This window comes from Pseudomonas sp. FBF18 (assembly GCF_024261405.1).
Taxonomy (GTDB): Bacteria; Pseudomonadota; Gammaproteobacteria; order Pseudomonadales; family Pseudomonadaceae; genus Aquipseudomonas; species Aquipseudomonas palmensis.
Genome location: NZ_QKRS01000001.1, coordinates 509,866 through 534,236, shown reverse-complemented (window position 1 = coordinate 534,236; position 24,371 = coordinate 509,866). Strand labels below are relative to the sequence as shown.

Genomic DNA, 24,371 nt, shown 5'->3' with positions numbered 1-24,371 from the left:
AGAACCGCGCATCACCCTCCGTGATGCCGTTGATCTGTGACAGGCCGGTCTCCGGGCTCATGGGCGGGTCTGATCGACCCGGATCGCGCGCCTTCCCGGGCTGTTGCACCCAGTGGCCCTGCGCGATCCCGACTCATTTACCGTTGCGGGGGCAGCGCCGGAATCGCACGTTGCACGTGCCCACCGGCTTCCCTGTTTCACCCTGCCGGCACCTTGGCCGCAGAGCACCTGAAACAAGTCGCGAAGGTTAGAGGGTTGGGCCATGAGCGTCAATCAAAGGCGCTGCGAAGCGGTCTGGATCAATGGCATTTATGTCATCTTGTGTCACACTCACTGCAGTGATATCACATAGCCATTATCCGCACCTCTCCGATCCACAATAACAATGGAGCACGGCATGCAAGGTCTGATCATCAACAACCCGCGTCTGGAGTTCCTGCGCCCCGCCCTGGAACGTTGGGCCGAGTGCCTGGAGCGCTACAACCAGACCCTGGGCGACAGCGACGCCCCCTACTGGCAAGGCGTGCAAAGCAACCTTGGCGTGCTGGGCGCGGCGGCCTGGCAGGCGGAGCTGGTGACCTTGCAGGGTGCGCAGACCAAGAAGCAGCGCGACGAAGGCGAGCGTGCGGCGCACTGCGACCTGGTGATCGCCAGCAAGGAAGAGACCGCCTACCTGCAAGCCACCCAGCGCTGGCCACGGGTCGGCAAGCTCGACCTCACCGATGCCCTGCAGGAGAGCGTCGCCCAGGCTCGCCTGGTGGGCTATGCCAGCCAGCTCAAGGTCGCCGCGCTGTTCGTCAGCCCGTACAAGGCCGGGCAACACGCCAGCCCCGAAGAGCTTCAGGACCTGGTCGACGACCTGCAGAAGCACAATGCATGCGCCATCGCCTGGGTGTTCCCCTATGGCTACCGCAAGCTGCACGACGACGTGGGCCGCTACCACCCCGGCATCGCGCTGCTGCTCAAGCAGGCCTGAGCCCCTGTCGAGGGAACCTCGCCGACGTGCCCGCCTCTACCTTACTGGACACGGCCAACTTCGCGAGGGACACCGATCATGGGCAACATGCGCATTGCTGTACTGCTGGCACTCACCACCGGGCTGGTGGCCTGCGGCGAGAACGCCCGCCTGGACGTCACCGATGGCACCGGCCCGTCGCCGCGCCTGCCCGAACCGAACAAGACCCTGATCCCCACGGTAAACATCGCGCCGGCCATCGGCTGGCCAGAGGGCGGCAAACCCAAGGCTGCGGCAGGCACCCAGGTGGTGGCCTTCGCCGACAAGCTCGACCACCCGCGCTGGCTGTACGTGCTGCCCAACGGCGACGTGCTGGTGGCCGAGACCAACGCGCCGCCTAAACCCGATGACGTCAAGGGCATCAAGGGCTGGGTGATGGGCAAGGTGATGGGCCGCGCCGGTGCCGGAGTGCCCAGCCCCAACCGCATCACCCTGCTGCGTGACAGCGACAAGGACGGCGTGGCCGACACCCGCACCACCTTCATCGAGGGGCTGAACTCGCCGTTCGGCATGGCCCTGGTGGGCAACGACTTCTATGTGGCCGACACCGATCGGCTGTTGCGCTTCACCTACGAGCCAGGCGCCACCCGCCTGCAGGGCAGCGGCACCAAGGTGGTCGACCTGCCGGGCGGCACGCTCAACCACCACTGGACCAAGAACGTGATCGCCAGCCCCGACGGCAAGAAGCTGTACGTGACCGTGGGCTCCAACAGCAACGTGGCCGAGAACGGCATGGAGCAGGAGAAAGGCCGCGCCGCGATCTGGGAGGTCGACCCGGCCACCGGCAGCCAGCGCCTGTTCGCCACCGGCCTGCGCAACCCCAACGGCCTGGCCTGGGAACCCCATAGCCAGCAGCTGTGGACGGCGGTGAACGAACGTGACGAGATCGGCAGCGACCTGGTGCCGGACTACATCACGTCGGTGAAGGACGGCGCCTTCTATGGCTGGCCCTACAGCTATTACGGGCAGCATGTGGATGAGCGCGTACAGCCGCAGGATGCAAAGCTGGTGGCCAGCGCGATAGCGCCGGACTATGCGGTGGGGCCGCACACCGCCTCGCTGGGGCTGGCGTTTACCGTGCCGAACGCCTTGCCGGCGCCGTTCGACCAGGGCGCGTTCATCGGCCAGCACGGCTCATGGAACCGCAAGCCGCACAGTGGCTACAAGGTGATCTTCGTGCCGTTCAGCACGGCGGGCAAACCGTCGGGCAAGCCCATTGATCTGCTGACCGGGTTTCTCGACGAGGACGGCAAGGCCATGGGGCGCCCGGTCGGCGTGGTGAACGATCAGCGTGGCGGGGTGCTGGTGGCCGACGACGTGGGCAATGTGATCTGGCGGGTGAGCAAGGCGCAGTAGCACTGCGCTGACGTGTTCGCCGGCAAGGTCGGCTCCTGCTGGAGCCGGCTTTGCAGGCCACGCTGTCAGGGATTGCGCGCCAGGTGTGCCGGCTGCAGCACGCGCTTGGCGTTGAGGTAGGTCTTCTGCCAGTAGCTGTTGGACAGGTAGTCCAGGCGCACCGTACCGCCCGTTGACGGTGCATGCACGAAACGCCCCTCGCCCACGTAGATACCGGCATGGCTCACCTGGGTGCCGCCATTGGTGGCGAAGAACACCAGGTCGCCCGACTGCAACGCACCCTTGTCGATGTCCGGGGCACGAATGCCGATCATCTCGCGGGTTGAGCGCGGCAGGGCGATACCCGCCGCGTCCCGGTACACGTAGCCAATCAGCCCGCTGCAATCGAACCCCGAGTCCGGGGTATTGCCGCCCCAGCGGTAAGGCGTGCCCACCAGGCCCAGGGCCCGGAACAGCACATCCTCGGCCACTGGCGAGAAATACACCTGGGGCGCCATCACCTTCGGTTCGACCACCTGAGGTTTCTGCGGGGCATGGCTGGAGCAGGCACCCAGCAGGGCCGCCAGGGAAAGTACAGCAACGCGCGCGAGTATCGACATAGTCAGAACATCCTGTCTGAAGCCGCCCGACCCCAAGTCGGAAATAGGTGAGAAACTAGATTAGACGTTTTCTGTAAACACGCACGGCGGCGAGCTTTTCAGCTACGCCGCCGTGCGGGACATCACGCGCAGACTCAGTTACGCGACAGGGTAGTCGGTGCCATGGCCAGCGCGCGCTTGGCTTCGATGAAGGTCTTGCTCCAGTAGCGGTCACCGAGATTGTCGATGCGCACGCCACCGCTGCGGCGGCTGCTGGAGTGAATGAACTGATCGTCGCCCAGGTAGATGCCGGCGTGGCTGACGCGGCCGCGGCCATTGGTGCTGAAGAACAGCAGGTCGCCTGGCTTGAGCTTGTTGCGCGCAACCAGCGGGGCTTTCACGTTGATCATTTCGCGGGTGGAGCGCGGCAGGTTCATGCCGGCCTCTTCGCGGAACAGGTAGCCGATGAAGCCGCTGCAGTCGAAGCCGGACTTCTCCGAGGTGCCGCCGAAACGGTAGCGGGTACCGATCAGGGACATGCCACGTTCGAGAATGTTGTCGGCCAGGGCTGGCAGTTCGTAGGGCTTGGTGCTGGAGGAGAACGCTTCCAGGTCCTGCTCGGTGGCCAGCTCTTCTTCGAACACCGACGCGGCGGTGGAAGGCTTGGCGGCAGCCTGGGCAGCAACTGGAGCGGGAGCCTGCTGGTGGGTGACAGGACCGGTGGTCGCGCAGCCGAACAGCAAGGTCACAAGTGCGAGGGGCACGAGGGGTGCGAAGCGATTTAGCATGGGCACGACCGTGGCTTGAATTTGATGAAGCCGAGACTATGCCTTCTATCGGATCGATTTGCAAATTCAATCGAAAAAAATGTGACTTTTATGTGCCGAGGCTCTGGGCCGGCCCTACCAGCCCAATGTCTCTTTCAAAAACGGGATGGTCAGCTTGCGCTGCGCCTGCAGTGAAGCCTGGTCGAGGCGTTCGAGCAGGTCGAACAGTGCGCTCATGCTGCGCGTGCCTCGGGTCAGGATGAAATGCCCCACTTCGTCGGTGAGGTGCAGGCCCCGGCGCGAAGCGCGCAATTGCAGGGCACGCAGTTTGTCTTCATCCGACAGGGCGCGCATCTGGAAGATCAGCGCCAGGGTCAGGCGCGACTTCAGGTCGGCCAGCTTGATCGGCAATTCCCGTGGGGAGCTGGACGCTGCCAGCAGCAAGCGGCGGCCGCTGTCGCGCAGGCGGTTGAACAGGTGGAACATGGCCTCTTCCCAGTCCGGCTTGCCGGCAATCACATGCAGGTCGTCCAGGCACACCAGTTCGTACTGTTCCAGGTTGTCGAGCAGTTCCACGCCGCGATCGAGCAGTTGCGCCAGAGGCAGGTACACCGCAGGCTCGCCCAGTTGCTCGAAGCGCAGGCACGCGGCCTGCAGCAGGTGGGTACGCCCTACGCCCTGCTTGCCCCACAGGTAGATCAGGCTTTCGGTCCAGCCGGCGTCGGCTTCGCAGAGTCGCTCGACGTAGCCCAATGCGGCGGCGTTGGCACCCGGATAGTAGTTGATGAAGGTGGCGTCATCACGCAGACGCACACCCAGGGGCAACTGGATCGGTTTCATGCTGGCTGGGCAGTCCCGAGGAACCGCAAGGGGCCTTTGGTGAAAAGTCCGCAAAGTCTATACCCGTGACGCCAACCGCACAATGCGTTAGCAAAATCAAAGGCTTGCGCGGCATATGGGGCAGGCATGGGTCAATCCTCCAGCAGTTCCTCTGCACTCAGGCGAAACAGCTCCACGGTGTTGATGCTCGCCCCTTCGAGCGAGCCTTCCTTATCCAGTACCTGGTTGGCCGCGTTCATCTCCGAACTGCGCCCGGCAACGCGCTGGAAGGTGCTGCGCGGTAGTGCGGCGCTCCAGCCATTCTCGAAGGTGTTGTAGGCCAGGGTCAGCGCCGCGGTGAAGTAGTGCTGATTGGCGACCGGGATCCGCACCGCATTGTCGTCCTGGTCATAGGCCGTGAAATGACTGGGCAGCGCCTTGAGCCCCAGACGCTTGAGCACCACCCAGGAAAACGCCGAGGGTACGAACATCGTGAGCTTCTCGGCCGCGTGCCGCGAGTAGCCCTGCTGCTGCAGGGCCGCTGCCACCTCATCCTCGTCGAGGTCATCGGCCAGCAGCGGCAATGCATCCATCACGCCTGCCAATGCACAGGCGTGGTCGGTTTCATGTTCCATCACTCAGGGTGTCCTTCAAAGGTCCGGGTCGATTTCACCAGCATACATGTCCGACTCTTTATAGAGGTCGTGCATGTGCCGCAGCAACACCATGATCACCGCCGCCACCGGCAGCGCCAGCAACACCCCGGTGAACCCGAACAGCTCGCCGCCGGCCAGGATCGCGAAGATCACCGCCACCGGATGCAGACCGATGCGGTCGCCCACCAGCAACGGCGTGAGCACCATGCCTTCAAGGGCCTGGCCCACCATGAACACCGCGACGATGCCCAGCATCGGGTACAGGTCGCCGCCGAACTGGAACATGCCGGCGATCAATGCCGCGCCGATGCCGATGATGAAACCCATGTACGGCACGATGGCCGCAAGCCCGGCCATGATACCGATCAGCAGGCCCAGTTCGAGGCCCACCAGCATCAACCCGGCGGCGTAGATCACCCCCAGCGCCAGCATCACCAGCAACTGCCCGCGCACGAACGCACCGAGCACCTCGTGGCATTCCAGGGCCAGCGACACCACCTGCTCTTCGCGCTGGCGCGGCAACAGGCGGCGCAGCTTGGCCATCATCAGGTCCCAGTCGCGCAGCAGGTAGAAGCCCACCACGGGGATCAGCACCATGTTGGCCAACCAGCCGATCAGCGCCAGCCCGGACGCGGTAGCCTGGCTGAGCACGATGCCGACGATGTCGGTGGTCTGGCCCATGTGCTCGCTGATCGCCGACTTGATCTTGTCGAACTTCCAGAAGCCATCGGCCAGCCCCAGGCGCGTCTGCACCCACGGCAGCGCCACGTGCTGCAACCAGTCGAGCATCTGTGGTGCCAGCTCGTACAGGCGCACCAACTGCTTGGCCAGCATCGGGATCAGCACCAGCAGCATCGCCATGAACACCAGGGTGAACAGGGCGAACACCACCACCACGCCCCAGGTGCGTGACAGCCCGGCGCGCTCCAGCCGGTCCACCAGCGGGTCGGCCAGGTACGCCAGGCCGATACCTATAAGGAAGGGCGAGAGGATCCCGTGCAAGAAGTACAGCAGCGTGCCGATTACCAGCCCCCCCAACACCCATACCCAACGGCGTGTATCCATCATTCAGTCACGCTCCCTGCCAACGAAACCGCAAACCGGTGAACGGTGCGGGCGCAGCCACCTGGGCCTCGCCTGGGGCTGCGGGTGCGACCGGCGCTGGGGCGGCGGCCTCTGCCGGCACCTCCTGCAGCCTGGCCAGGCCCAGTTGCGCACGCACCTGTTCGGGGGTGCCGCTGACGGTGTAGGTCAGGGTATCGCCGTCCACATAGGTCAGGCGCCCGCCCAGCGGCTCAAGGGTCTGCAAAAGCTGCGCATAGCGCTCCAGGGTCATGCCCTGCACCTGTATCTGGTTTTCGCCACCGGTGCCCGGCCGCGCGACAAAGCGCGGCGCCAGGCGCGTGCTGACGGCCAGCATCACCGCATCGGCCAGGGCGGCCTGATCGGCGCCTTCGACCTTGCCCTGCTCGCGCTGGTCGCCCAGCCACAGGCGCCAGGTGCCCTGCCATTTGCCCTCGCCCTCGGTGGCATGCACCGCCAGCAACGCATCGGCCGCGTAGCGCTCGGAGGCCTCGCGCAGGGGCGCGGGGTCGGTGCCTTCGAGGTTCTTGGCAGTGGCCACCAGTTGCTCGTTCAGGTCGCCCATGGGCAGGCGCAGCGGCAAGCCACGGTGTTGCGCGGCGCGGCGCAGCGGTTCGGCGCTGCTCTGGCCATCGCCCACCAGGCTCGAACCGCCCACGCTGTCGTTCAACCACCAGCCGAGGATGGCCGGCCGGTTGCTGCCCCACAGGGCCAGCCCGGCCTGGCGCAGCGCCCGGTCGGTGCTGCCGGGGTCGAAATCCACCAGCACGGTTTCCGGCGGGCCGGCCTCGAAACCGAACTGGCTGATGACTTGCTGCGGGTCCTTGCGTAGCCCTGCCAGGCCCGCACTCTGCGGCGCCTTGGGGTCGCCCGTGAGGCGCACCACCAGGGTGCTCAGGGCATTCTGGGTGGCCTGGGCGCGGGCTTCGGTGCCCTCGCCGCTGACCGGCTCGCGCACCTGATAAAGGCCAGTGAGGGTTTCGGCCTGAACGCTCAGGCCAAACAGGGCAAGGCAGCCAACGGCCAGGTATGAACGCAAACGCATGGAGGATTCCTGTCCAGGTAAATAGAAAGCGCGGTCAGTGAAAAGTGAAGCTCTGACCACCCCCGCGGGTAAAACATTCAGCCCTGCGGTCAAATTTCATTACCTATACCTTATACAGCCCATGGCGCGGCAACCAGCGGCCATACCGAATCAATGTTTTTATGTCGAATGAGGCCCTGCCCGTCGGCCTGAGGATGGCCGCTACCGGGTAACCCTGATAAAATCGCGCGCCTTCGCAGACCGGCGACGCTCAGGCAGCAGGAAAACCCTCGCAATGCCTGGCAGGTGCCGGTCGATTCCCCCGAATCCCTCCCCCTAAAGGCCTGGATCATGAGCAAGCAACCCTCCCTGAGCTACAAGGACGCCGGTGTAGACATCGACGCCGGTGAAGCATTGGTCGAACGCATCAAAGGCGTCGCCAAGCGCACGGCGCGCCCGGAAGTCATGGGCGGCCTGGGGGGCTTCGGCGCCCTCTGCGAAATTCCGGCCGGCTACAAGCAGCCGGTGCTGGTTTCGGGCACCGACGGCGTGGGCACCAAGCTGCGCCTGGCACTGAACCTGAACAAGCACGACACCATCGGCCAGGACCTGGTCGCCATGTGCGTCAACGACCTGGTGGTGTGCGGCGCCGAGCCGCTGTTCTTCCTCGACTACTACGCCACCGGCAAGCTCAACGTCGACACCGCGGCTGACGTGGTCACCGGCATCGGCGCCGGCTGCGAACTGGCAGGCTGCTCGCTGGTAGGCGGCGAAACCGCTGAAATGCCGGGCATGTACGAAGGCGAAGACTACGACCTGGCCGGCTTCTGCGTCGGCGTGGTGGAAAAGGCCGAGATCATCGACGGCTCCAAGGTGGCTGCCGGTGACGCCCTGATCGCCCTGCCATCGTCGGGCCCGCACTCCAACGGTTACTCGCTGATCCGCAAGATCATCGAAGTGGCCGGCGCCGACATCCAGAACGTCCAGCTCGACGGCAAGCCGCTGACCGAACTGCTGATGGCCCCGACCCGCATCTACGTCAAGCCGCTGCTCAAGCTGATCAAGGACACCGGCGCGGTCAAGGCCATGGCCCACATCACCGGTGGCGGCCTGCTCGACAACATCCCGCGCGTGCTGCCAAAAGGCGCCCAGGCCGTGGTCGACGTGGCCAGCTGGCAGCGCCCGGCGGTATTCGACTGGCTGCAGCAGCAGGGCAACGTCGACGAGACCGAAATGCACCGCGTACTCAACTGCGGCGTGGGCATGGTGATCTGCGTGGGTCAGGATCAGGTCGACAACGCCCTGAACGTGCTGCGCGAAGCCGGCGAGCAGCCTTGGGTGATCGGCCAGATCGCCACCGCTGCCGAAGGCGCCGCCCAGGTCGAGCTGAAGAACCTCAAGGCGCACTGATGCCGAGCACGTCTTGTGATGTAGTGGTGCTGCTGTCCGGCACCGGCAGCAACCTGCAGGCCCTGATCGACAGTACCCGCACCGGCGACAGCCCGGTGCGGATCCGCGCGGTGATCTCCAACCGCGCCGATGCCTACGGCCTGCAGCGCGCCCGCGATGCGGGCATCGACACCGCCGTGCTCGACCACAAGGCCTTCGACGGCCGCGAGGCCTTCGACGCGGCGCTGGTCGAGCTGATCGACGGCTTTGCCCCGCAGCTGGTGGTGCTGGCCGGCTTCATGCGTATCCTCAGTGCCGGTTTCGTGCGCCATTACCACGGCCGCCTGCTCAATATCCACCCTTCCCTGCTGCCCAAGTACAAGGGCCTGCATACCCACCAGCGGGCGCTGGAAGCCGGGGATGCCGAGCATGGCTGCAGTGTGCACTTCGTCACCGAGGAACTCGATGGCGGGCCACTGGTCGTACAGGCTGTGATACCGGTAGTCTCGGATGACACGCCGGCGCAACTGGCCCAGAGGGTTCACAGCCAGGAACACCTGATTTATCCGCTGGCGGTGCGCTGGTTCGCCGAAGGCCGTTTGCGCCTTGGCGAGCACGGTGCTCTACTGGATGGCCAGCCCTTGGCGGCCAGCGGCCACTTGATTCGACCCTAGGAGATTTTATGCGTCGTGCCCTGCTCTTCGCACTTGCCGTGCTTGCACTGCCGCTTCAGGCAGCCGATCTGAAGCCTTTTTCGGCCAGCTACACCGCCGACTGGAAGCAACTGCCCATGAGCGGCACCGCCGAGCGCAGCCTGGCCAAGAACGCCAACGGGACCTGGAGCCTCAACTTCAAGGCCTCGATGATGATTGCCAGCCTGACCGAACAAAGTACCCTGCGCCTGGACAAGGACACCCTGCTGCCGCAGACCTACCACTTCGAACGTGGCGGCCTGGGCAAGGCCAAGAAGGTCGACCTGGACTTCGACTGGTCGAGCAAGAAGATCACCGGCTCCGACCGTGGCGACGCGGTCAACCTGCCGCTCAACCGCGGCGTGCTGGACAAGTCGTCCTACCAGCTGGCCCTGCAGCATGACGTGGCAGCCGGCAAGAAGAGCATGACCTACCAGGTGGTGGATGGCGACGAGATCGACACCTACGACTTCCGCGTGCTGGGTACCGAAAAGGTCAGCACCAAGACCGGCCAGGTCGATGCGATCAAGGTCGAGCGCGTGCGCGACCCGAGCCAGAGCAAGCGCGTCACCGAGCTGTGGTTCGCCAAGGACTGGGACTACCTGCTGGTGCAACTGCGCCAGGTCGAGACCGACGGCAAGGAGTACGTGATCGTGCTGCAGGACGGCACGGTCGACGGCAAGTCGGTCAAGGGCAGCTGACAGGCCGCTAGCGTGCATTACCCGAAACCCCGCCTTGTGCGGGGTTTTGTTTTTGTGGCGTGGCCCTCCCTGCAGACACCAGCCTTGCTGGCGAAGGAGTAGCCTCGACCGTGCGGCATGAAAGATGTTTCATGCGCCAAGCATTTACTTAGGCTGCTAACAAATTCTATAAAAGAGGCCTGCGACACGGTGCCGCAGTTAACTGGATTTGGAGTTAGCAGATGACTGTCAAAGTAACTGAGCGCGATGAATCGAAACTGTCCCACGAAGGCCTGGCCGCAGGCGTGCGTATCTGGGATGTGCATCAGCAGGACCAGCTGGTCGGCATGTTCCACAACGAACAGGAAGCCCACAGCTACCGGATCGAACTGGAGTACCTCGAAGCCAAGCGCCAACCCCAGTAATTCCCCGTCTTCAGAAACAGCAAACCCCGCCGAGGCGGGGTTTGTCGTGTCTAGCCCAGCAGGCTTACCACATCAGGTCATCCGGGATGACGTAGGCGGCGTACGGGTCGTCCGCATCCGGCGCTTCGACCTGGGTGTTGAGCAGCACGATGCGCTGCGGGTCGCGCTCCTGGATCTTCAGCGCGGCCTCACGCGGGATCACCTCGTAGCCACCGCCATGCTGCACGATCGCCAGCGAGCCGCTGCTCAGCTTGCTGCGCATCAACGCGTTGACCGACAGGCGCTTGACCTTCTTGTCGTCGACGAAGTTGTAGTAGTCCTCGGTGGTCAGCTTGGGCAGGCGCGACACCTCGATCAACTGCTTGACCTGGGCGGCACGGGCCTTCTGCTCGGCCTTTTCCTGCTGCTGGCGGTTGAGCTCCTGGTCACGCTTGGCCTTCTCGGCCATGGCTTCCTTGGCCAGGCGCTGCTGGGTGTCGTCGACTTCGACCTGGCCTTTGTGCTCCAGGCGTTTCTGTTTCTTCTGTTCTTTGCTGACCTGCTTGACCTGCTTCTGGTTGACCAGGCCGGCTTTGAGCAGTTGGTCACGAAGGGAAAGGCTCATCGGTGTTCACTCACTTATGCAACAGCTCAGCCGCAGCTGGGCAGGTTCTTTTCCTGACGTTTGGCTTCGCCCCAGAGCGCGTCCAAGTCTTCGAGGGTGCAATCTTCAATCGGACGCCCCATGTCGCGCAATGCCTGTTCGATAAAACGGAAACGTCGTTCGAACTTGCGATTGGCGCCACGCAGGGCGTTTTCCGGGTCCAGCTTGAGGTGACGGGCCAGGTTGACGGTGGCGAACAGCAAATCGCCCACCTCGTCGGCCAGCGCCGCCGGGTCGTTGTCGGCCATGGCCTGGAGTACTTCGTCCAGCTCCTCGCGCACCTTGTCCAGCACCGGCAACGGGTCGTCCCAGTCGAATCCGACCTGGGCCGCACGCTTTTGCAGTTTGGCCGCACGCGACAGGGCCGGCAAGGCCGCCGGCACGTCGTCGAGCAGCGACAGTTGTTCGGGCTCGCCCTTTTCGGCGCGCTCCTGGGCCTTGATCTCTTCCCAGCGCTGCTTGACCTGTTCTTCATCGAGCCGTGGCAGGTCCAGCGGCGCATGGAGCTCGCCGGTGGGGAATACGTGCGGGTGGCGACGGATCAGCTTGCGGGTGATGCTGTCGATCACCCCGGCGAATTCGAAACGGCCCTCTTCACGGGCCAGCTGGGCGTAATACACCACCTGGAACAGCAGGTCGCCCAGTTCGCCCTGCAAGTGCTCGAAGTCGCTGCGCTCGATGGCGTCGGCCACCTCGTAGGCTTCTTCGAGGGTGTGCGGGATGATCGTGGCGTAGGTCTGCTTGAGGTCCCACGGGCAGCCGTACTGCGGGTCGCGCAGGCGGGCCATGAGGTGGAGCAGGTCGTCTAGGGTGTACATCGTGTGCTCTCTGTTCGGCAGGTCTGGCCTCATCGCGGGTCAAACCCGCTCCCACAAGGATCCTGCAGGAGCGGGCCTGCCCGCAATGGCGCCCTCAAGGCGTACGGTTGCGACGCGTCTCGATGATGTTGGGCAACTGCGAAATGCGCCCCAGCAAGCGCCCCAGGGCGTCCAGGCCCGGGATCTCGATGGTCAGCGACATCAGCGCAGTGTTGTCCTCCTTGTTCGAACGGGTGTTCACCGCCAGCACGTTGATGCGCTCGTTGAGCAGCACCTGCGACACGTCGCGCAGCAGGCCCGGGCGGTCATACGCACGCACGATGATGTCCACCGGGTAGGTCTGCACCGGCACCGGGCCCCAGCTGACCTGGATGATGCGCTCCGGCTCGCGACCGGCCAGTTGCAGCACCGAGGCGCAGTCCTGGCGGTGAATGGTCACCCCACGACCCACGGTGATGTAGCCGACGATGGCATCGCCCGGCAGCGGCTGGCAGCACCCGGCCATCTGCGTCAGCAGGTTGCCCACGCCCTGGATCTGGATATCCCCGCGCTTGCCCGGCTTGTAGCCGGTGGCCTTGCGCGGCACCAGCTCGATGTGGTCGATGCGGTCCGGCTCCACCAGTTGCTGCGCGGCGTTGACCAGGTGCGCCAGGCGCAGGTCGCCGGCGCCCAGCGAGGCGAACATGTCTTCGGCAGTCTTGAGGTTGGCCTTTTCGGCCAGGCGCTCGAAGTCCACCTGCGGCAGGCCCAGGCGGTTGAGTTCGCGCTCGAGCAGGGTCTTGCCGGCGGCGACGTTCTGGTCGCGGGCCTGCAGCTTGAACCAGTGCACGATCTTGGCCCGCGCCCGCGAGGTGGTGACGTAGCCCAGGTTCGAGTTCAGCCAGTCGCGGCTCGGGTTGCCGTGCTTGCTGGTGATGATCTCCACCTGCTCGCCGGTCTGCAGGCTGTAGTTGAGCGGCACGATGCGCCCGTTGATCTTGGCGCCCCGGCAGTTGTGGCCGATCTCGGTGTGCACGCGGTAGGCGAAGTCCAGCGGCGTGGCGCCCTTGGGCAGGTCGATGGCGTGGCCGTCGGGGGTGAACACGTACACCCGGTCCGGCTCGATATCCACGCGCAGCTGTTCGGCCAGGCCGCCGATGTCCCCCAGTTCCTCGTGCCATTCCAGCACCTGGCGCAGCCACGAGATCTTCTCCTCGTAGTGGTTGGAGCTGGGCTTGACGTCGGTGCCCTTGTAGCGCCAGTGCGCGCAAACGCCCAGTTCGGCCTCCTCGTGCATGGCATGGGTGCGGATCTGCACCTCCAGCACCTTGCCCTCGGGGCCGATCACCGCGGTGTGCAGCGAGCGGTAGCCGTTCTCCTTGGGGTTGGCGATGTAGTCGTCGAACTCCTTGGGGATGTGCCGCCACAGGGTATGCACGATGCCCAGCGCGGTGTAGCAGTCGCGCATCTCGGGCACCAGCACGCGCACGGCGCGCACGTCGTAGATCTGGCTGAACTCCAGGCCCTTGCGCTGCATCTTGCGCCAGATCGAATAGATATGTTTGGCCCGGCCGCTGATGTCGGCCTTGACGCCCGTGGCCAGCAGCTCGTTCTGCAGCTGGTTCATCACGTCGCTGATGAAGCGCTCGCGGTCGAGCCGGCGCTCGTGCAGCAGCTTGGCGATCTGTTTGTACTGGTCGGGTTCCAGGTAGCGGAACGAGAGGTCTTCGAGCTCCCACTTGATGTGGCCGATGCCCAGGCGGTGGGCCAGCGGCGCGTAGATGTCGAACACCTCGCGGGCCACGCGGTTGCGCTTCTCGTCGTCGGCGCCCTTCACCGCACGAATGGCGCAGGTTCGTTCGGCCAGCTTGATCAGCGCCACGCGCACGTCGTCGACCATCGCCACGAGCATCTTGCGCAGGTTCTCGACCTGCGCCTGCGAGCCCAGCACCAGCGAATGGCGCGGACTGAGGCTGGCACTGATGGCCGCCATGCGCAGCACGCCGTCGATCAGCTTGGACACCACCGGGCCGAAACGCTGGCCCACCTCGGCCAGGGTCACCTTGCCTTCACGCACCGCACGGTAGATGACCGCCGCCACGAGGGAGTCCTGGTCGAGCTTGAGGTCGGCGAGAATCTCGGCGATCTCCAGGCCCGCCTGGAAGCTCGAGGTACCGTCGGCCCAGGAATGCTTGGCCGGGTTACCTTTTTTCTCTATGTCCTGAGCGAACTCGCAGGCCGCCTTGAGGGCTTCCCGGTCCAGCGCCAGGTCGACGCTGACCACATGATCCAGCCATGCTTCGAGATTGATACTGCCGTCGGTGTTGACCGGCTGGTGCACTCTCACCTGTACCATCTTTGTTTACCTTTCCCTACAGCGCATGCTCATGCGCTTGAAAACACGGGTGTCGCCCCTGCCAGATCGAAGGGGCTACACCGGGCGGGCCAGCGTCGCTAACCCACCTCGAATAACGCCATGGCCTCGACATGCGCAGTCTGCGGAAACATGTCGAGGATCCCGGCACATTTTAACCGGTACCCCTGCTTGACCAGCTCGACGGTGTCGCGGGCCAGCGTCGCCGGGTTGCACGACACGTAGACCAGACGTCGGGCGCCAAGTGCGGCGATGTTGCGCACCACCTCGAAGGCACCGTCGCGCGGTGGGTCCAAGAGTACCGCACAAAAGCCTCCTGCCGCCCAGCCTGAAGTCGCCAGAGGCTGGGATAAATCGGCCTGAAAAAACTGCGTGTTATGCAGTTTGTTGCGTTGGGCATTGGCCGCGGCCCGATCGACCATGGCCTGCACCCCTTCCACCGCCACCACTTCGCGGGCCTGCCGGGCCAGCGGCAGGGCAAAGTTGCCAAGGCCGCAGAACAGGTCCAGCACACGCTCGTCGGCCTGTGGCGCAAGCCATGCCAGGGCCTGCTCGATCATCGCGGTGTTGACCTGGGCATTGACCTGCACGAAGTCACCTGGCCTGTAGGCCAATTCCAGGTTCCACGGCTCCAGGGTAAACCCTAGCGTGTCCGCTGGATTGGCCGGGGCCGGTTGCCCCTCACCTTGTAACCAGAGTTGTACACCCGCCTCGCTGCAGAACGCCTGCAAACGTGCCAGGTCGGCCTCGACCAGTGGCCCGGTATGGCGCAGCAGCAGTGCCAGGGCGGTGCCGCTGAACAGCTCCACGTGCCCCACCACCTGTGGCTTGCTCAGGCTCTGCAACAGCAGCGGCAGGTGACGCAGTATCGACTGCAAGGGTTGTACCAGCACCGGGCAGTCGTCGATGGCGACGATGTCCTGGCTGGCTTCGGCGCGAAAGCCCACGTCGAGCTTCCGGGCCTTGGCGTCCCAGCGCACCGCCACGCGGGCGCGCCGGCGGTAACCGAATTCGGGGCCGGACAACGGCGCGGCCCACTGCTCGGGCACCACGCCGGCCACCCGCTGCAACTGCTCGGCCAGCAGGCGCTGCTTGAGTTCGAGCTGAGCGGTATGGGGCAGGTGCTGCAGGTTGCAGCCGCCACAGCGATCGAAGTGCTTGCACGGCGCCGGGCGCCGCGCCTCGCTGGCGCTGAACACACGCTCCAGGCGTGCCTCGACCACCTTGCCGTGGGCATTGAGCACCCGTGCCTCGACCTCTTCACCGGCCAGGGCGCCGCTGACGAACCAGGTGCGCCCTTCGAAGAAGGCGATGCCGCGGCCGTCACCGGCCAGGCGCTCGATGCTCAGGCGCTGTTTCTTGCCCGTTGGCACCTGGGGCGCACGGGTACCACCGGTCGGCTGGAAGCGCAGACCGCCATTGCGTTTGGCCTTGGACATCAGTTGGCCGCGTCGAAGATGCCGGTCGACAGGTAACGGTCGCCACGGTCACAGATGATCGCCACCATTACCGCGTTTTCCAGCTCGCGCGACAGGCGCAGCATGGCCGCCACCGCACCACCGGAGGACACGCCACAGAAAATGCCCTCTTCGCGGGCCAGCCGGCGGGTAGTTTCTTCGGCTTCGCTCTGGGCCATGTCGACCACACGGTCGACGCGGCTGGCGTCGAAGATCTTCGGCAGGTACTCGTGGGGCCAGCGGCGGATCCCGGGGATCGCCGAGCCTTCCATCGGTTGCAGGCCGACGATCTGCACGTTGGGGTTCTGCTCCTTGAGGTAGCGCGAGCAGCCCATGATGGTGCCCGTGGTGCCCATGGAGCTGACGAAATGGGTGATGCTGCCGCCGGTCTGCTGCCAGATTTCCGGGCCGGTGCTGACGTAGTGGGCTTCGGGGTTGTCACCGTTGCCGAACTGGTCGAGCACCTGGCCACGGCCTTCGGCCTGCAGGCGCTCGGCGAGGTCGCGGGCGCCCTCCATGCCTTCTTCCTTGCTGACCAGGATCAGCTCGGCGCCGTAGGCGGTCATGGCGGCCTTGCGTTCGGCGCTGGAGTTGTCGGGCATGATCAGGATCATCTTGTAGCCCTTGATCGCCGCTGCCATCGCCAGTGCGATACCGGTGTTGCCGGAGGTCGCCTCGATCAGCGTGGCGCCTGGCTTGATCTGCCCGCGCAGTTCGGCACGGGTGATCATCGACAACGCCGGCCGGTCCTTGACCGAGCCTGCCGGATTGTTGCCTTCGAGCTTGAGCAGGAGGGTATTGCTGGTCTCGCCGGCCATGCGCTGCAGGCGAACCAGGGGCGTGTTGCCGACGCAATCGGCGATGGTAGGGTACTGCAAGGTCATGGCGTATTTCGCAATCCAGACTGCGGGGGCGCCTATCATACCGGCAAACGGCTTTGGCCCATATCACGCAATGGTTGAGGGTTATAGCCGAGGGATATAAGCAGCCCGCGCGCAGCAACTTGAAACGGTGGTGGTGCATTGGCCGGCAAGGCCGGCGCCTACAGCCGAAGCGGTGCTAGATCACCGCCGGCAGCTGCATGTTCACCCGCAAGCCCTTGGCATTGTTCTGCGCCCACAGCTGCCCGCTCTGACGCTGCAGGGCATTGCGCGCAATGCTCAGGCCCAGGCCGAAGCCGCCGTTCCCCGGCCGCGAGTCGTCCAGGCGGGTGAACGGCGCGAAGATGTGTTCCAGCTGCGCCTCGTCCACGCCTCCGCCTTCGTCCTCCAGCCACAGCAGCCACTGGCCCCCCTGGCGGCTTCCCGCCAGGCGTATCACCCCGCCCGGCGGCGAGTGGCGAATGGCATTGCGCAGAATGTTCTCCAACGCCTGGGCCAGGCTGTTGAGGTTGCCCTGCACCCAGCAGTCGGCCCCCAGCGTGCACACCAGTTGCTCCCGCGGCCAGCCACTTTCGAAGCAGGCATCCTCCGCCAGCATCTCCCACAACGCCTGCACCTGGATCGGTTCGCTGACCAACTGCGTGCGCTCGGCGTCCAGCCAGGCCAGTTGCAGGGCGTCTTCCACCAGGCGCTGCATGTTGTCCACTTCCCGGCCCAGGCGTTCGCGCAGCGCCTCCAGGTCGGTCTCGCCCTCGCTGGCCACCCGCAGGCGGCTCAGCGGCGTGCGCATTTCATGGGACAGGTCGCGCAGCAACTGCTGCTGCAGGGCCACCGTGCCCTGCAGGCGCTCGGCCATGTCGTCGAAGGCGCGCCCCAGCTCGCCGAACTCGTCCTTGCGGCTGGTGGTGTCGCTGGCCACCCGCGCGGTGAGCCGGTCGGCGCGCCAGGCATTGGCCTGCTCGCGCAACTGGCTCAGCGGGCGAATCAGCATGCGATACAGGCCCACGCAGAACACCAGGGTCAGCAAGCCGGGGATCAGGCCGTTGGTGACCATGCGCCAGAACAGCATGTTCAGGCGCCCCGGCATCAGCCGCTGCGGCAGTTCGATCACCAGGCTGCCCAGGCTGGAGTCGTCCGGGAACGGCACGAGCATCCACGGCGAGCGCGCCGAATGCCGGCTTACCGGCCAGTCGGTGCCGCGCAGAAACGTCAGGCGCTGGCTCTGGGCGTCGGTCAGCGGCACGCTGCCCAGCGATTGCAGATCGCTGCCGATCACGCCCACGAAACCGCGCTCGCGCTCGTGCATCTGCGTCAGCCACGCATCCACGCCGGCCTGCCCGCCACGGCGCACGGCGTTTTCGGCCTCGCGGGCGTAGTCTTCGAGGGTGGCGCGCGCCTTGGGCGACAGGTAGGCGTTGCGGATCTCCATGTGCCGGCCCCACTGCCAGCTCAGGGCAATCATCAGCAGGCAGAACACCACCAGCAGCAAGGCCAGCTTCCAGAACAGGGAATGACGGCTGAGCACCTACAGGTCCTCGCTGGCGCTGAGCACATAGCCCTTGCCCCACACCGTGCGCACCTGGCGCTCCAGGTAACCGATGGCCTTGAGCTTGCGGCGGATCTGGCTCACGTGCATGTCCAGGCTGCGGTCATGCCGGGCATAGCCGCGCTGCAATACGTGCTGATAAAGGAATGCCTTGCTCAACACCTCTTCATGGCTGCGGTGCAGGGTGTCGAGCAGGCGGTACTCGCTTAAGGTCAGGCCGGCCCGCTGCTGCCCGTGGAGCACATCGCAGGCCAGTTCATCGAACACCAGTTCGCCCGCGGGCGTGCCCTCCCCCGGCTGGTGCCGGCGCTCCAGCGCCACCCGCCGCAGGATAGCCTCGATGCGCACGCGCAGCTCGACCATGCTGAACGGTTTGGGCAGGTAGTCGTCGGCGCCGCGCTGGAAGCCGGTGATGCGATCGCCTTCGGCGCCCAGCGCCGACATCAGGATCACCGGTATCGAGCTCTTCTCGCGCAGCCGCGCCAGGGCATCCAGCCCGTTCAGGCCGGGCAGCAGGATATCCATCAGCACCACATCGAAGCTGCGCTGGCGAGCCATCTGCAGCCCTTCGCGGCCATCGCGGCACCAGGTCACCAGAAACCCGCTGCGCTCGAGCTGCTCGTGCAGGTGGGCACCCAGGACCGGATCGTCCTCGATGGCAAGTATGTTTGAGGCGTTAATGGCGACGGGATTCATTGGCGGGTGCTAGCAATTCTCAATCGCTCGATTATTGAGCATTCCCCCCATGCAAGCAACACGCGCCGACAAAAGCACCTGCGCCTCCTACAATCGACAAAAACAGATACAAATGAGTGCATTAGATACACAGTCGCGGTAGTTTTCAGAGTTGGGTCGTCGGAACATGCCGACGAAGGTCCTACAGCGCTAACCGAGCACAGGAGAGTGGGCGTGCTGAATCGATTGGGAATCAGAAGCCGCGTACTGCTGCTCGCCCTGCTCCCGGCCAGCATGATGGCACTGGTGCTGGGTGGTTACTTCACCTGGTTGCAGCAAAGCGAACTGCAGGCCCAGCTGCTGCAACGCGGTCGCATGATCGCCGAGCAACTGGCGCCCCTGGTGGCCCCGGTGCTGGCCCGCAACGATTCGGCGCAGCTCGAGCGCATCGCCGCCGAGGCGCTGGAGCAGGCCGACGTGCGCGCCGTGTCGTTTCTGCACCCCGACCGCAGCCACCTGGCCCACGCCGGCCCGAGCATGCTCAACCAGCAGCCCAGCGGTGGCGGCACCCAGTTGCTGCAACGCAGCGGCAACGATGCCACGCGCTACCTGTTGCCGGTGTTCGGCCGCCATCGCGAGCTGGCCGGCGAACGGGTTCCCGGTGAAGCCGACCGCCTGCTGGGCTGGGTCGAGATCGAGCTGTCCCACGATGGCACGCTGCTGCGCGGCTACCGCAGCCTGTTCGCCAGCCTGCTGCTGATTCTGGTGGGCCTGGGCGCGACCGCCCTGCTGGCGCTGCGCATGAGCCGCACCATCAACGGCCCCATCGGGCAGATCAAGTTCGCGGTCAACCAGCTCAAGGACGGCAACCTCGAACAGCGCCTGCCGAGCCTGGGCAGCCATGAGCTGGATGAACTGGCCAATGGCATCAACCGCATGGCCGAAACCCTGCACAACGCCCATGAAGAGCTGCAGCACAGCATCGACCAGGCCACCGAGGACGTGCGCCAGAACCTTGAGACCATCGAGATCCAGAACATCGAGCTGGACATGGCGCGCAAGGAAGCCCTGGAAGCCAGCCGCATCAAGTCCGAATTCCTGGCCAACATGAGCCACGAGATCCGCACGCCGCTCAACGGCATCCTGGGCTTTACCCACCTGCTGCAGAAAAGCGAACTGACCCCGCGCCAGCTCGACTACCTGGGTACCATCGAAAAATCCGCCGACAGCCTGCTGGGAATCATCAACGAGATCCTCGACTTCTCCAAGATCGAGGCCGGCAAGCTGGTGCTCGACAGCATCCCGTTCAACCTGCGCGACCTGATCCAGGACACCCTGACCATCCTCGCCCCGGCGGCCCACGCCAAGCAGCTCGAACTGGTCAGCCTGGTGTACCGCGACACCCCGCTGTCGCTGGTGGGCGACCCGCTGCGGCTCAAGCAGATCCTCACCAACCTGGTGAGCAACGCGATCAAGTTCACTCGCGAAGGCACCATCGTTGCCCGCGCCATGCTCGATGACGAAACCGAAGACAGCGTGCAGTTGCGCATCTGCGTGCAGGACACCGGCATCGGCCTGTCCAGCCAGGATGTGCGTGCCCTGTTCCAGGCCTTCAGTCAGGCCGACAACTCGCTGTCGCGCCAGCCCGGCGGCACCGGCCTGGGGCTGGTGATCTCCAAGCGCCTGATCGAACAGATGGGCGGCGAGATCGGCGTCGACAGTACCCCGGGCGAGGGTTCGCAGTTCTGGATCAGCCTCAACCTGCCCAAGGCCCGCGACGACGCCGAGGACCTGCCACCCCAGGCGCTGCAAGGCCGGCGCATGGCAATCGTGGACGACCACGAACTGGCCCGCCAGGCACTGGCGCACCAGATGCAGGACTGCGGCCTGGACGTGACCACCTTCACCACCAGCGAGCAGTTGCTCAAGGGCATCGAGGCCGCCTTCCTTGCCGGCCAGCCGTTCGAGCTGGCGATCATGGGGGTCAACCTGCAATCGCTGGCGCCCGAGCGCCTGGGCCAGTACATCCAGCGCCTGGAGCACTTTGCCTGTCAGGCCCTGGTGCTGTGCCCCACCACCGAACAGGCGCTGTACCACCCGCACCTGCCCAATGCCCACGGCCAGCTGCACGCCAAGCCTGCGTGTACGCGCAAGGTGCGCCGGGCCCTGCTCGAGCTGGTGCAGCCCAGGCGTACCAGCGGCGAATACAAGGTGCCCAGCGGCCAGCGCCAGCCCCGCGTGCTGTGCGTGGACGACAACCCGGCCAACCTGCTGCTGGTGCAGACCCTGCTCGAAGACCTCGGCGCCGATGTGCTGGCGGTGGACAGCGGCCATGCGGCGATCAGCGCAGTGCAGGACGAGCACTTCGACCTGGTGCTGATGGACGTGCAGATGCCGGTGATGGACGGGCGCGAATGCACCGAACAGATCCGCCAGTGGGAGGCCACGCGCAGCGCCCCGGCCTTGCCGATCGTGGCCTTGACCGCGCATGCCATGGCCAACGAGAAGCGCGCCCTGCTGCACAGCGGCATGGACGACTACCTGACCAAGCCGATCAGTGAGCGCCAGCTGGCCCAGGTGGTGCTGAAGTGGACCGGCCTGCAACTGGGCAGCCCGACCAACGAGCGCGGCGCCGAACTGCCGGTCGACGGCAACGACCTGAAGGTGCTGGACCCTGAGGAAGGCCTGCGCCTGGCGGCAGGCAAGCCGGACCTGGCCGCCGACATGCTGGCCATGCTGCTGGCTTCGCTGGATGCCGACCGCGACGCGATCCGCTGCGCCCGCGAGGCCGACGACCGCCACGCCACCATCGAGCGCGTGCACCGACTCAATGGCGCCACGCGCTATTGCGGCGTACCGCAGCTGCGCGCCGCCTGCCAGCGCAGCGAAACCCTCCTCAAGCAGGACGACCCCGAGGCCCAGCGTGCCCTCGACGAACTGGACCAGGCCATCAACCGCCTGACGACCGTGGCCCGCCAGAGCGCCTGATCTCTGGCAAGGCCCGGGCCTTGCCGGTTGGTTACACTGACGGCATCCGACCCTTGGGAACCATGCCATGCAAGCCTTGCTCTTCAGCAGCCAACACTATGACCAGGACAGCTTCAGCAGCGCGCCAGGGGCCACGCAACTGGCGCTGCACTTTCAAGGCGCGCGCCTGACCGAAGACACCGCGGCACTGGCCGAAGGCTACGAGGTGGTGTGCGCGTTCATCAACGACGACCTCTCGGCGCCGGTGCTGAGCCGCCTCAAGGCCGGCGGCACGCGCCTGATCGCGCTGCGCTCGGCCGGCTACAACCATGTCGACCTGGCCGCCGCCAAGCGCCTTGGGCTGACGGTGGTGCGGGTGCCGGCCTACTCGCCGCATGCGGTGGCCGAACACGCCGTGGCCCTGATTCTTGCCCTCAATCGCCGCCTGCATCGTGCCTACAACCGCACTCGCGAGGGCGATTTCAGCCTGCACGGGCTGACCGGTTTCGACCTGCACGGCAAGACCGTCGGCGTGGTCGGCACCGGCCAGATCGGCCTGGCGTTTGCGCGGATCATGGCAGGCTTCGGCTGCCAGTTGCTGGCGTACGACCCCTACCCCAACCCCGAGGTGGAGGCGCTGGGTGCACGTTACCTGGACCTGCCGGAGCTGCTGCGCGAATCGCGCATCATCAGCCTGCACTGCCCGCTCACGCCGCAGACCAGGCACCTGATCAACCCACAGAGCCTGGCCAGCCTGCAGCCGGGCGCCATGCTGATCAATACCGGGCGCGGCGCGCTGGTCGACACACCGGCGCTGATCGACGCGCTCAAGAGCGGCCAGCTCGGCTACCTGGGGCTGGACGTGTACGAGGAGGAGGCGCAGATCTTTTTCGAGGACCGCTCCGACCTGCCGTTGCAGGACGACGTGCTGGCGCGGCTGCTGACCTTCCCCAACGTGATCGTGACCGCGCACCAGGCCTTCCTGACCCGCGAGGCACTGGCGGCGATCGCCGCCACCACGCTGGAGAACATTGCCCGCTGGGCGGCAGGCAATCCGCAGAATCTGGTCGAGGGATGATGCTAGGATACGCGCCATATTTGGAGGACCCATGGTCGAACACGATTTCCGCTACACCCTGTTCAATCCGCAACACACCCTGATCGAATGCCGCTCGCTGGTACCCGGTCGCTATCAGGTCACCGGCAACGGTGGCTCGATCCAGAAAGGCGACGTACTGCTGGTGACCCTCAAGGGCAGCAAGACCCTGTCGATGCGCCTGACGGTCGAGACCGTGCGCCACCTGATCAACCCCACCGGCCAGTGGGTGGCGGTAGCGGCGGGCCCGGTGTTCGGCGAGCTGGCGATTCATGCATGGCAGGTCAACTGCGATGGCTGCCAGGCCACCCTGGACTTCGAATTCGCCGTGGATGCCAAGCTGGGCACCAAGGCGCAGAAGCCGGCGGCCGTGGCGCGCATCGCCGAATTGGGTTGGCGCACACAGGGCGACAAGCACCTGTGCCCGAAATGCCAGGAGGCTGCAAAGTGAAACCCGTGATGGTCTGTGCAGCGGTGGTCGCGACCCTGGCCGGTTGTGCAGCCGAGCCGATGAAGCTGCAACAGGAGCAGAGCTACGTGCTGGAGTGGATTGGCGAACGTCCGCTGATCGACTACAGCCACCTGACCCTGACGCTGGCCGAGGATGGCCGGGCGTATGGCAATGCCGGCTGCAACCACTGGTTTGCGCCGTATACGCTGGACGGCGAGAAACTCAGCTTTGGCCCGGTGGGCAGCACGCGCAAGCAGTGCGCGCCGGCGCTGATGGAGCAGGAAAAGCGCTTTCTGAAGGCGCTGGAGACCGTGCAGCGCTGGGACATCTCGCCGATCGAGCAGGTGCGCTTCTGGCCCGAACAGGGCAAGCCGCTGCGCTTCTGGCCTGAGGAAGGCTGACAGACCGCATCGCCTGCATCGCGGGCCAGGCCCGCCCCCACAACGCTGTGGGAGCGGGCTTGACCCGCGATGGGCGCACCGCCGATCAGGCGCCCTTGAGCACCTTGATCTTCTCGGCCAGCCCCTCGGCCGTCTGCTCGCCCATCAACTGCTCACGCACCTTGCCCTTGTCGTCGATGATGTAGGTCACCGGCAGCGCCTCGCTGCGCGGCAGGTCGTAGCGCTCGGCCGGGTCGTCGGCGAGCACGGTGAAGTCGATGCCCAGCGCCTGGCTGGCCTTTTTCAGCTCATCGCCGCGCAAGCCGTCGAAATTCACCCCCAGTACGGTGATCCCCTGCGCCTGCCAGTCCTTGGCGGCTGCGTTCAGTTCGGGGATCTCGGTGCGGCACGGCCCGCACCATTCGGCCCAGTAGTTGAGCACCACCCAGCGCCCTTCGATCTGCTCGGCTTTCACCGCATTGCCGTTCTGGTCGAGGCCGTAGTCCACACCGCATCCGCCGAGCAACAGGCTCGCGGTGATGGCCAGGGCTGCTGCCAATCGCCTTGTCATGGGTCAATCCTTCTTCAAGATTCAGGCAAAATGCCAATTCGCTGCGGTT

The 24,371-nt window shown here is 65.4% G+C and carries 24 protein-coding genes and 1 riboswitch; of the genes, 10 read left to right on the top strand and 14 right to left on the bottom strand.

All coding sequences use genetic code 11. From position 1 onward, the window contains the following. Positions 1–24: 24 nt before the first annotated feature. Positions 25–247, bottom strand: a riboswitch (cobalamin riboswitch). Between the two features lie 150 nt (positions 248–397). Both DN387_RS02535 and DN387_RS02530 read left to right on the top strand, forming a co-directional pair. Then, positions 398–976, top strand: a complete 579-nt coding sequence (locus DN387_RS02535) for a hypothetical protein (protein WP_043862542.1) — start codon at positions 398–400, stop codon at positions 974–976. 78 nt (positions 977–1,054) lie between these two features. Next, positions 1,055–2,371, top strand: a complete 1,317-nt coding sequence (locus DN387_RS02530; protein WP_054914694.1) for a sorbosone dehydrogenase family protein — start codon at positions 1,055–1,057, stop codon at positions 2,369–2,371. Between the two features lie 65 nt (positions 2,372–2,436). Here DN387_RS02530 and DN387_RS02525 read toward each other — a convergent pair whose 3' ends face one another. From DN387_RS02525 to DN387_RS02500, 6 genes are all read right to left on the bottom strand, one after another. Then, positions 2,437–2,970, bottom strand: coding sequence for a C40 family peptidase (locus DN387_RS02525; protein WP_054914695.1), 534 nt, complete (start codon positions 2,968–2,970; stop codon positions 2,437–2,439). A gap of 134 nt (positions 2,971–3,104) precedes the next feature. After that, positions 3,105–3,737: a C40 family peptidase gene (locus tag DN387_RS02520; RefSeq protein ID WP_043862545.1), complete on the bottom strand. Its 633-nt coding sequence runs from the start codon at positions 3,735–3,737 to the stop codon at positions 3,105–3,107. A 114-nt stretch (positions 3,738–3,851) separates the two neighbouring features. After that, positions 3,852–4,556, bottom strand: a complete 705-nt coding sequence (hda, locus tag DN387_RS02515; protein WP_043862546.1) for a DnaA regulatory inactivator Hda — start codon at positions 4,554–4,556, stop codon at positions 3,852–3,854. Positions 4,557–4,687: 131 nt separating this feature from the next. Further along, complete coding sequence (locus DN387_RS02510; RefSeq protein WP_043862547.1) at positions 4,688–5,170, bottom strand: hypothetical protein; 483 nt, start codon at positions 5,168–5,170, stop codon at positions 4,688–4,690. 15 nt (positions 5,171–5,185) lie between these two features. After that, complete coding sequence (locus DN387_RS02505; protein WP_054914696.1) at positions 5,186–6,259, bottom strand: AI-2E family transporter; 1,074 nt, start codon at positions 6,257–6,259, stop codon at positions 5,186–5,188. 4 nt (positions 6,260–6,263) lie between these two features. Continuing rightward, positions 6,264–7,319, bottom strand: coding sequence for a DUF2066 domain-containing protein (locus tag DN387_RS02500; protein ID WP_054914697.1), 1,056 nt, complete (start codon positions 7,317–7,319; stop codon positions 6,264–6,266). Between the two features lie 330 nt (positions 7,320–7,649). On the opposite strand from DN387_RS02500, the gene purM reads away from it, so the two are divergent. From purM to DN387_RS02480, 4 genes are all read left to right on the top strand, one after another. After that, a complete protein-coding gene (gene purM, locus DN387_RS02495; protein ID WP_043862550.1) occupies positions 7,650–8,708 on the top strand; it encodes a phosphoribosylformylglycinamidine cyclo-ligase in 1,059 nt (352 codons plus the stop codon). Beyond that, positions 8,708–9,361: a phosphoribosylglycinamide formyltransferase gene (purN, locus tag DN387_RS02490; RefSeq protein WP_054914698.1), complete on the top strand. Its 654-nt coding sequence runs from the start codon at positions 8,708–8,710 to the stop codon at positions 9,359–9,361. The genes purM and purN overlap by 1 nt, the downstream gene beginning before the upstream one ends. A gap of 8 nt (positions 9,362–9,369) precedes the next feature. Continuing rightward, complete coding sequence (locus DN387_RS02485; protein WP_043862552.1) at positions 9,370–10,080, top strand: DUF3108 domain-containing protein; 711 nt, start codon at positions 9,370–9,372, stop codon at positions 10,078–10,080. A 221-nt stretch (positions 10,081–10,301) separates the two neighbouring features. Beyond that, positions 10,302–10,484 (top strand): hypothetical protein, encoded by a 183-nt coding sequence (locus DN387_RS02480; RefSeq protein ID WP_043862553.1) that lies wholly within the window; start codon positions 10,302–10,304, stop codon positions 10,482–10,484. 64 nt (positions 10,485–10,548) lie between these two features. On the opposite strand, the gene DN387_RS02475 is transcribed toward DN387_RS02480, so the two are convergent. The 7 genes from DN387_RS02475 to DN387_RS02445 form a co-directional block, all read right to left on the bottom strand. After that, on the bottom strand, positions 10,549–11,088 hold the full coding sequence (locus DN387_RS02475; protein ID WP_043862554.1) for a DUF2058 domain-containing protein: 540 nt from the start codon (positions 11,086–11,088) through the stop codon (positions 10,549–10,551). A gap of 26 nt (positions 11,089–11,114) precedes the next feature. Continuing rightward, on the bottom strand, positions 11,115–11,945 hold the full coding sequence (mazG, locus tag DN387_RS02470) for a nucleoside triphosphate pyrophosphohydrolase (RefSeq protein WP_054914699.1): 831 nt from the start codon (positions 11,943–11,945) through the stop codon (positions 11,115–11,117). 94 nt (positions 11,946–12,039) lie between these two features. Then, on the bottom strand, positions 12,040–14,280 hold the full coding sequence (relA, locus tag DN387_RS02465) for a GTP diphosphokinase (protein WP_054914700.1): 2,241 nt from the start codon (positions 14,278–14,280) through the stop codon (positions 12,040–12,042). A gap of 98 nt (positions 14,281–14,378) precedes the next feature. Beyond that, positions 14,379–15,737 carry a 23S rRNA (uracil(1939)-C(5))-methyltransferase RlmD gene (gene rlmD, locus DN387_RS02460; protein WP_054914701.1) on the bottom strand — a complete coding sequence of 453 codons (1,359 nt, stop codon included), beginning with the start codon at positions 15,735–15,737 and terminating at the stop codon, positions 14,379–14,381. Next, positions 15,737–16,639: a cysteine synthase CysM gene (gene cysM / locus DN387_RS02455; RefSeq protein ID WP_162484876.1), complete on the bottom strand. Its 903-nt coding sequence runs from the start codon at positions 16,637–16,639 to the stop codon at positions 15,737–15,739. The genes rlmD and cysM overlap by 1 nt, the downstream gene beginning before the upstream one ends. Before the next feature lie 175 nt (positions 16,640–16,814). Then, positions 16,815–18,161, bottom strand: a complete 1,347-nt coding sequence (locus DN387_RS02450) for a sensor histidine kinase (RefSeq protein WP_043862559.1) — start codon at positions 18,159–18,161, stop codon at positions 16,815–16,817. After that, complete coding sequence (locus DN387_RS02445) at positions 18,162–18,878, bottom strand: response regulator transcription factor (RefSeq protein ID WP_043862560.1); 717 nt, start codon at positions 18,876–18,878, stop codon at positions 18,162–18,164. It abuts the gene before it with no gap. A 213-nt stretch (positions 18,879–19,091) separates the two neighbouring features. Here DN387_RS02445 and DN387_RS02440 point away from each other — a divergent pair, with 213 nt between their 5' ends. From DN387_RS02440 to DN387_RS02425, 4 genes are all read left to right on the top strand, one after another. Continuing rightward, positions 19,092–21,845 carry a response regulator gene (locus DN387_RS02440; protein ID WP_043862561.1) on the top strand — a complete coding sequence of 918 codons (2,754 nt, stop codon included), beginning with the start codon at positions 19,092–19,094 and terminating at the stop codon, positions 21,843–21,845. A 67-nt stretch (positions 21,846–21,912) separates the two neighbouring features. Beyond that, complete coding sequence (locus tag DN387_RS02435) at positions 21,913–22,902, top strand: 2-hydroxyacid dehydrogenase (RefSeq protein ID WP_043862562.1); 990 nt, start codon at positions 21,913–21,915, stop codon at positions 22,900–22,902. Between the two features lie 31 nt (positions 22,903–22,933). Next, positions 22,934–23,371, top strand: a complete 438-nt coding sequence (locus tag DN387_RS02430; protein ID WP_043862563.1) for a hypothetical protein — start codon at positions 22,934–22,936, stop codon at positions 23,369–23,371. Positions 23,372–23,379: 8 nt separating this feature from the next. After that, complete coding sequence (locus tag DN387_RS02425; protein ID WP_078479811.1) at positions 23,380–23,772, top strand: META domain-containing protein; 393 nt, start codon at positions 23,380–23,382, stop codon at positions 23,770–23,772. A gap of 85 nt (positions 23,773–23,857) precedes the next feature. Here DN387_RS02425 and DN387_RS02420 read toward each other — a convergent pair whose 3' ends face one another. Further along, positions 23,858–24,322, bottom strand: coding sequence for a TlpA disulfide reductase family protein (locus DN387_RS02420; protein ID WP_043862565.1), 465 nt, complete (start codon positions 24,320–24,322; stop codon positions 23,858–23,860). Between the last annotated feature and the right edge of the window lie 49 nt (positions 24,323–24,371).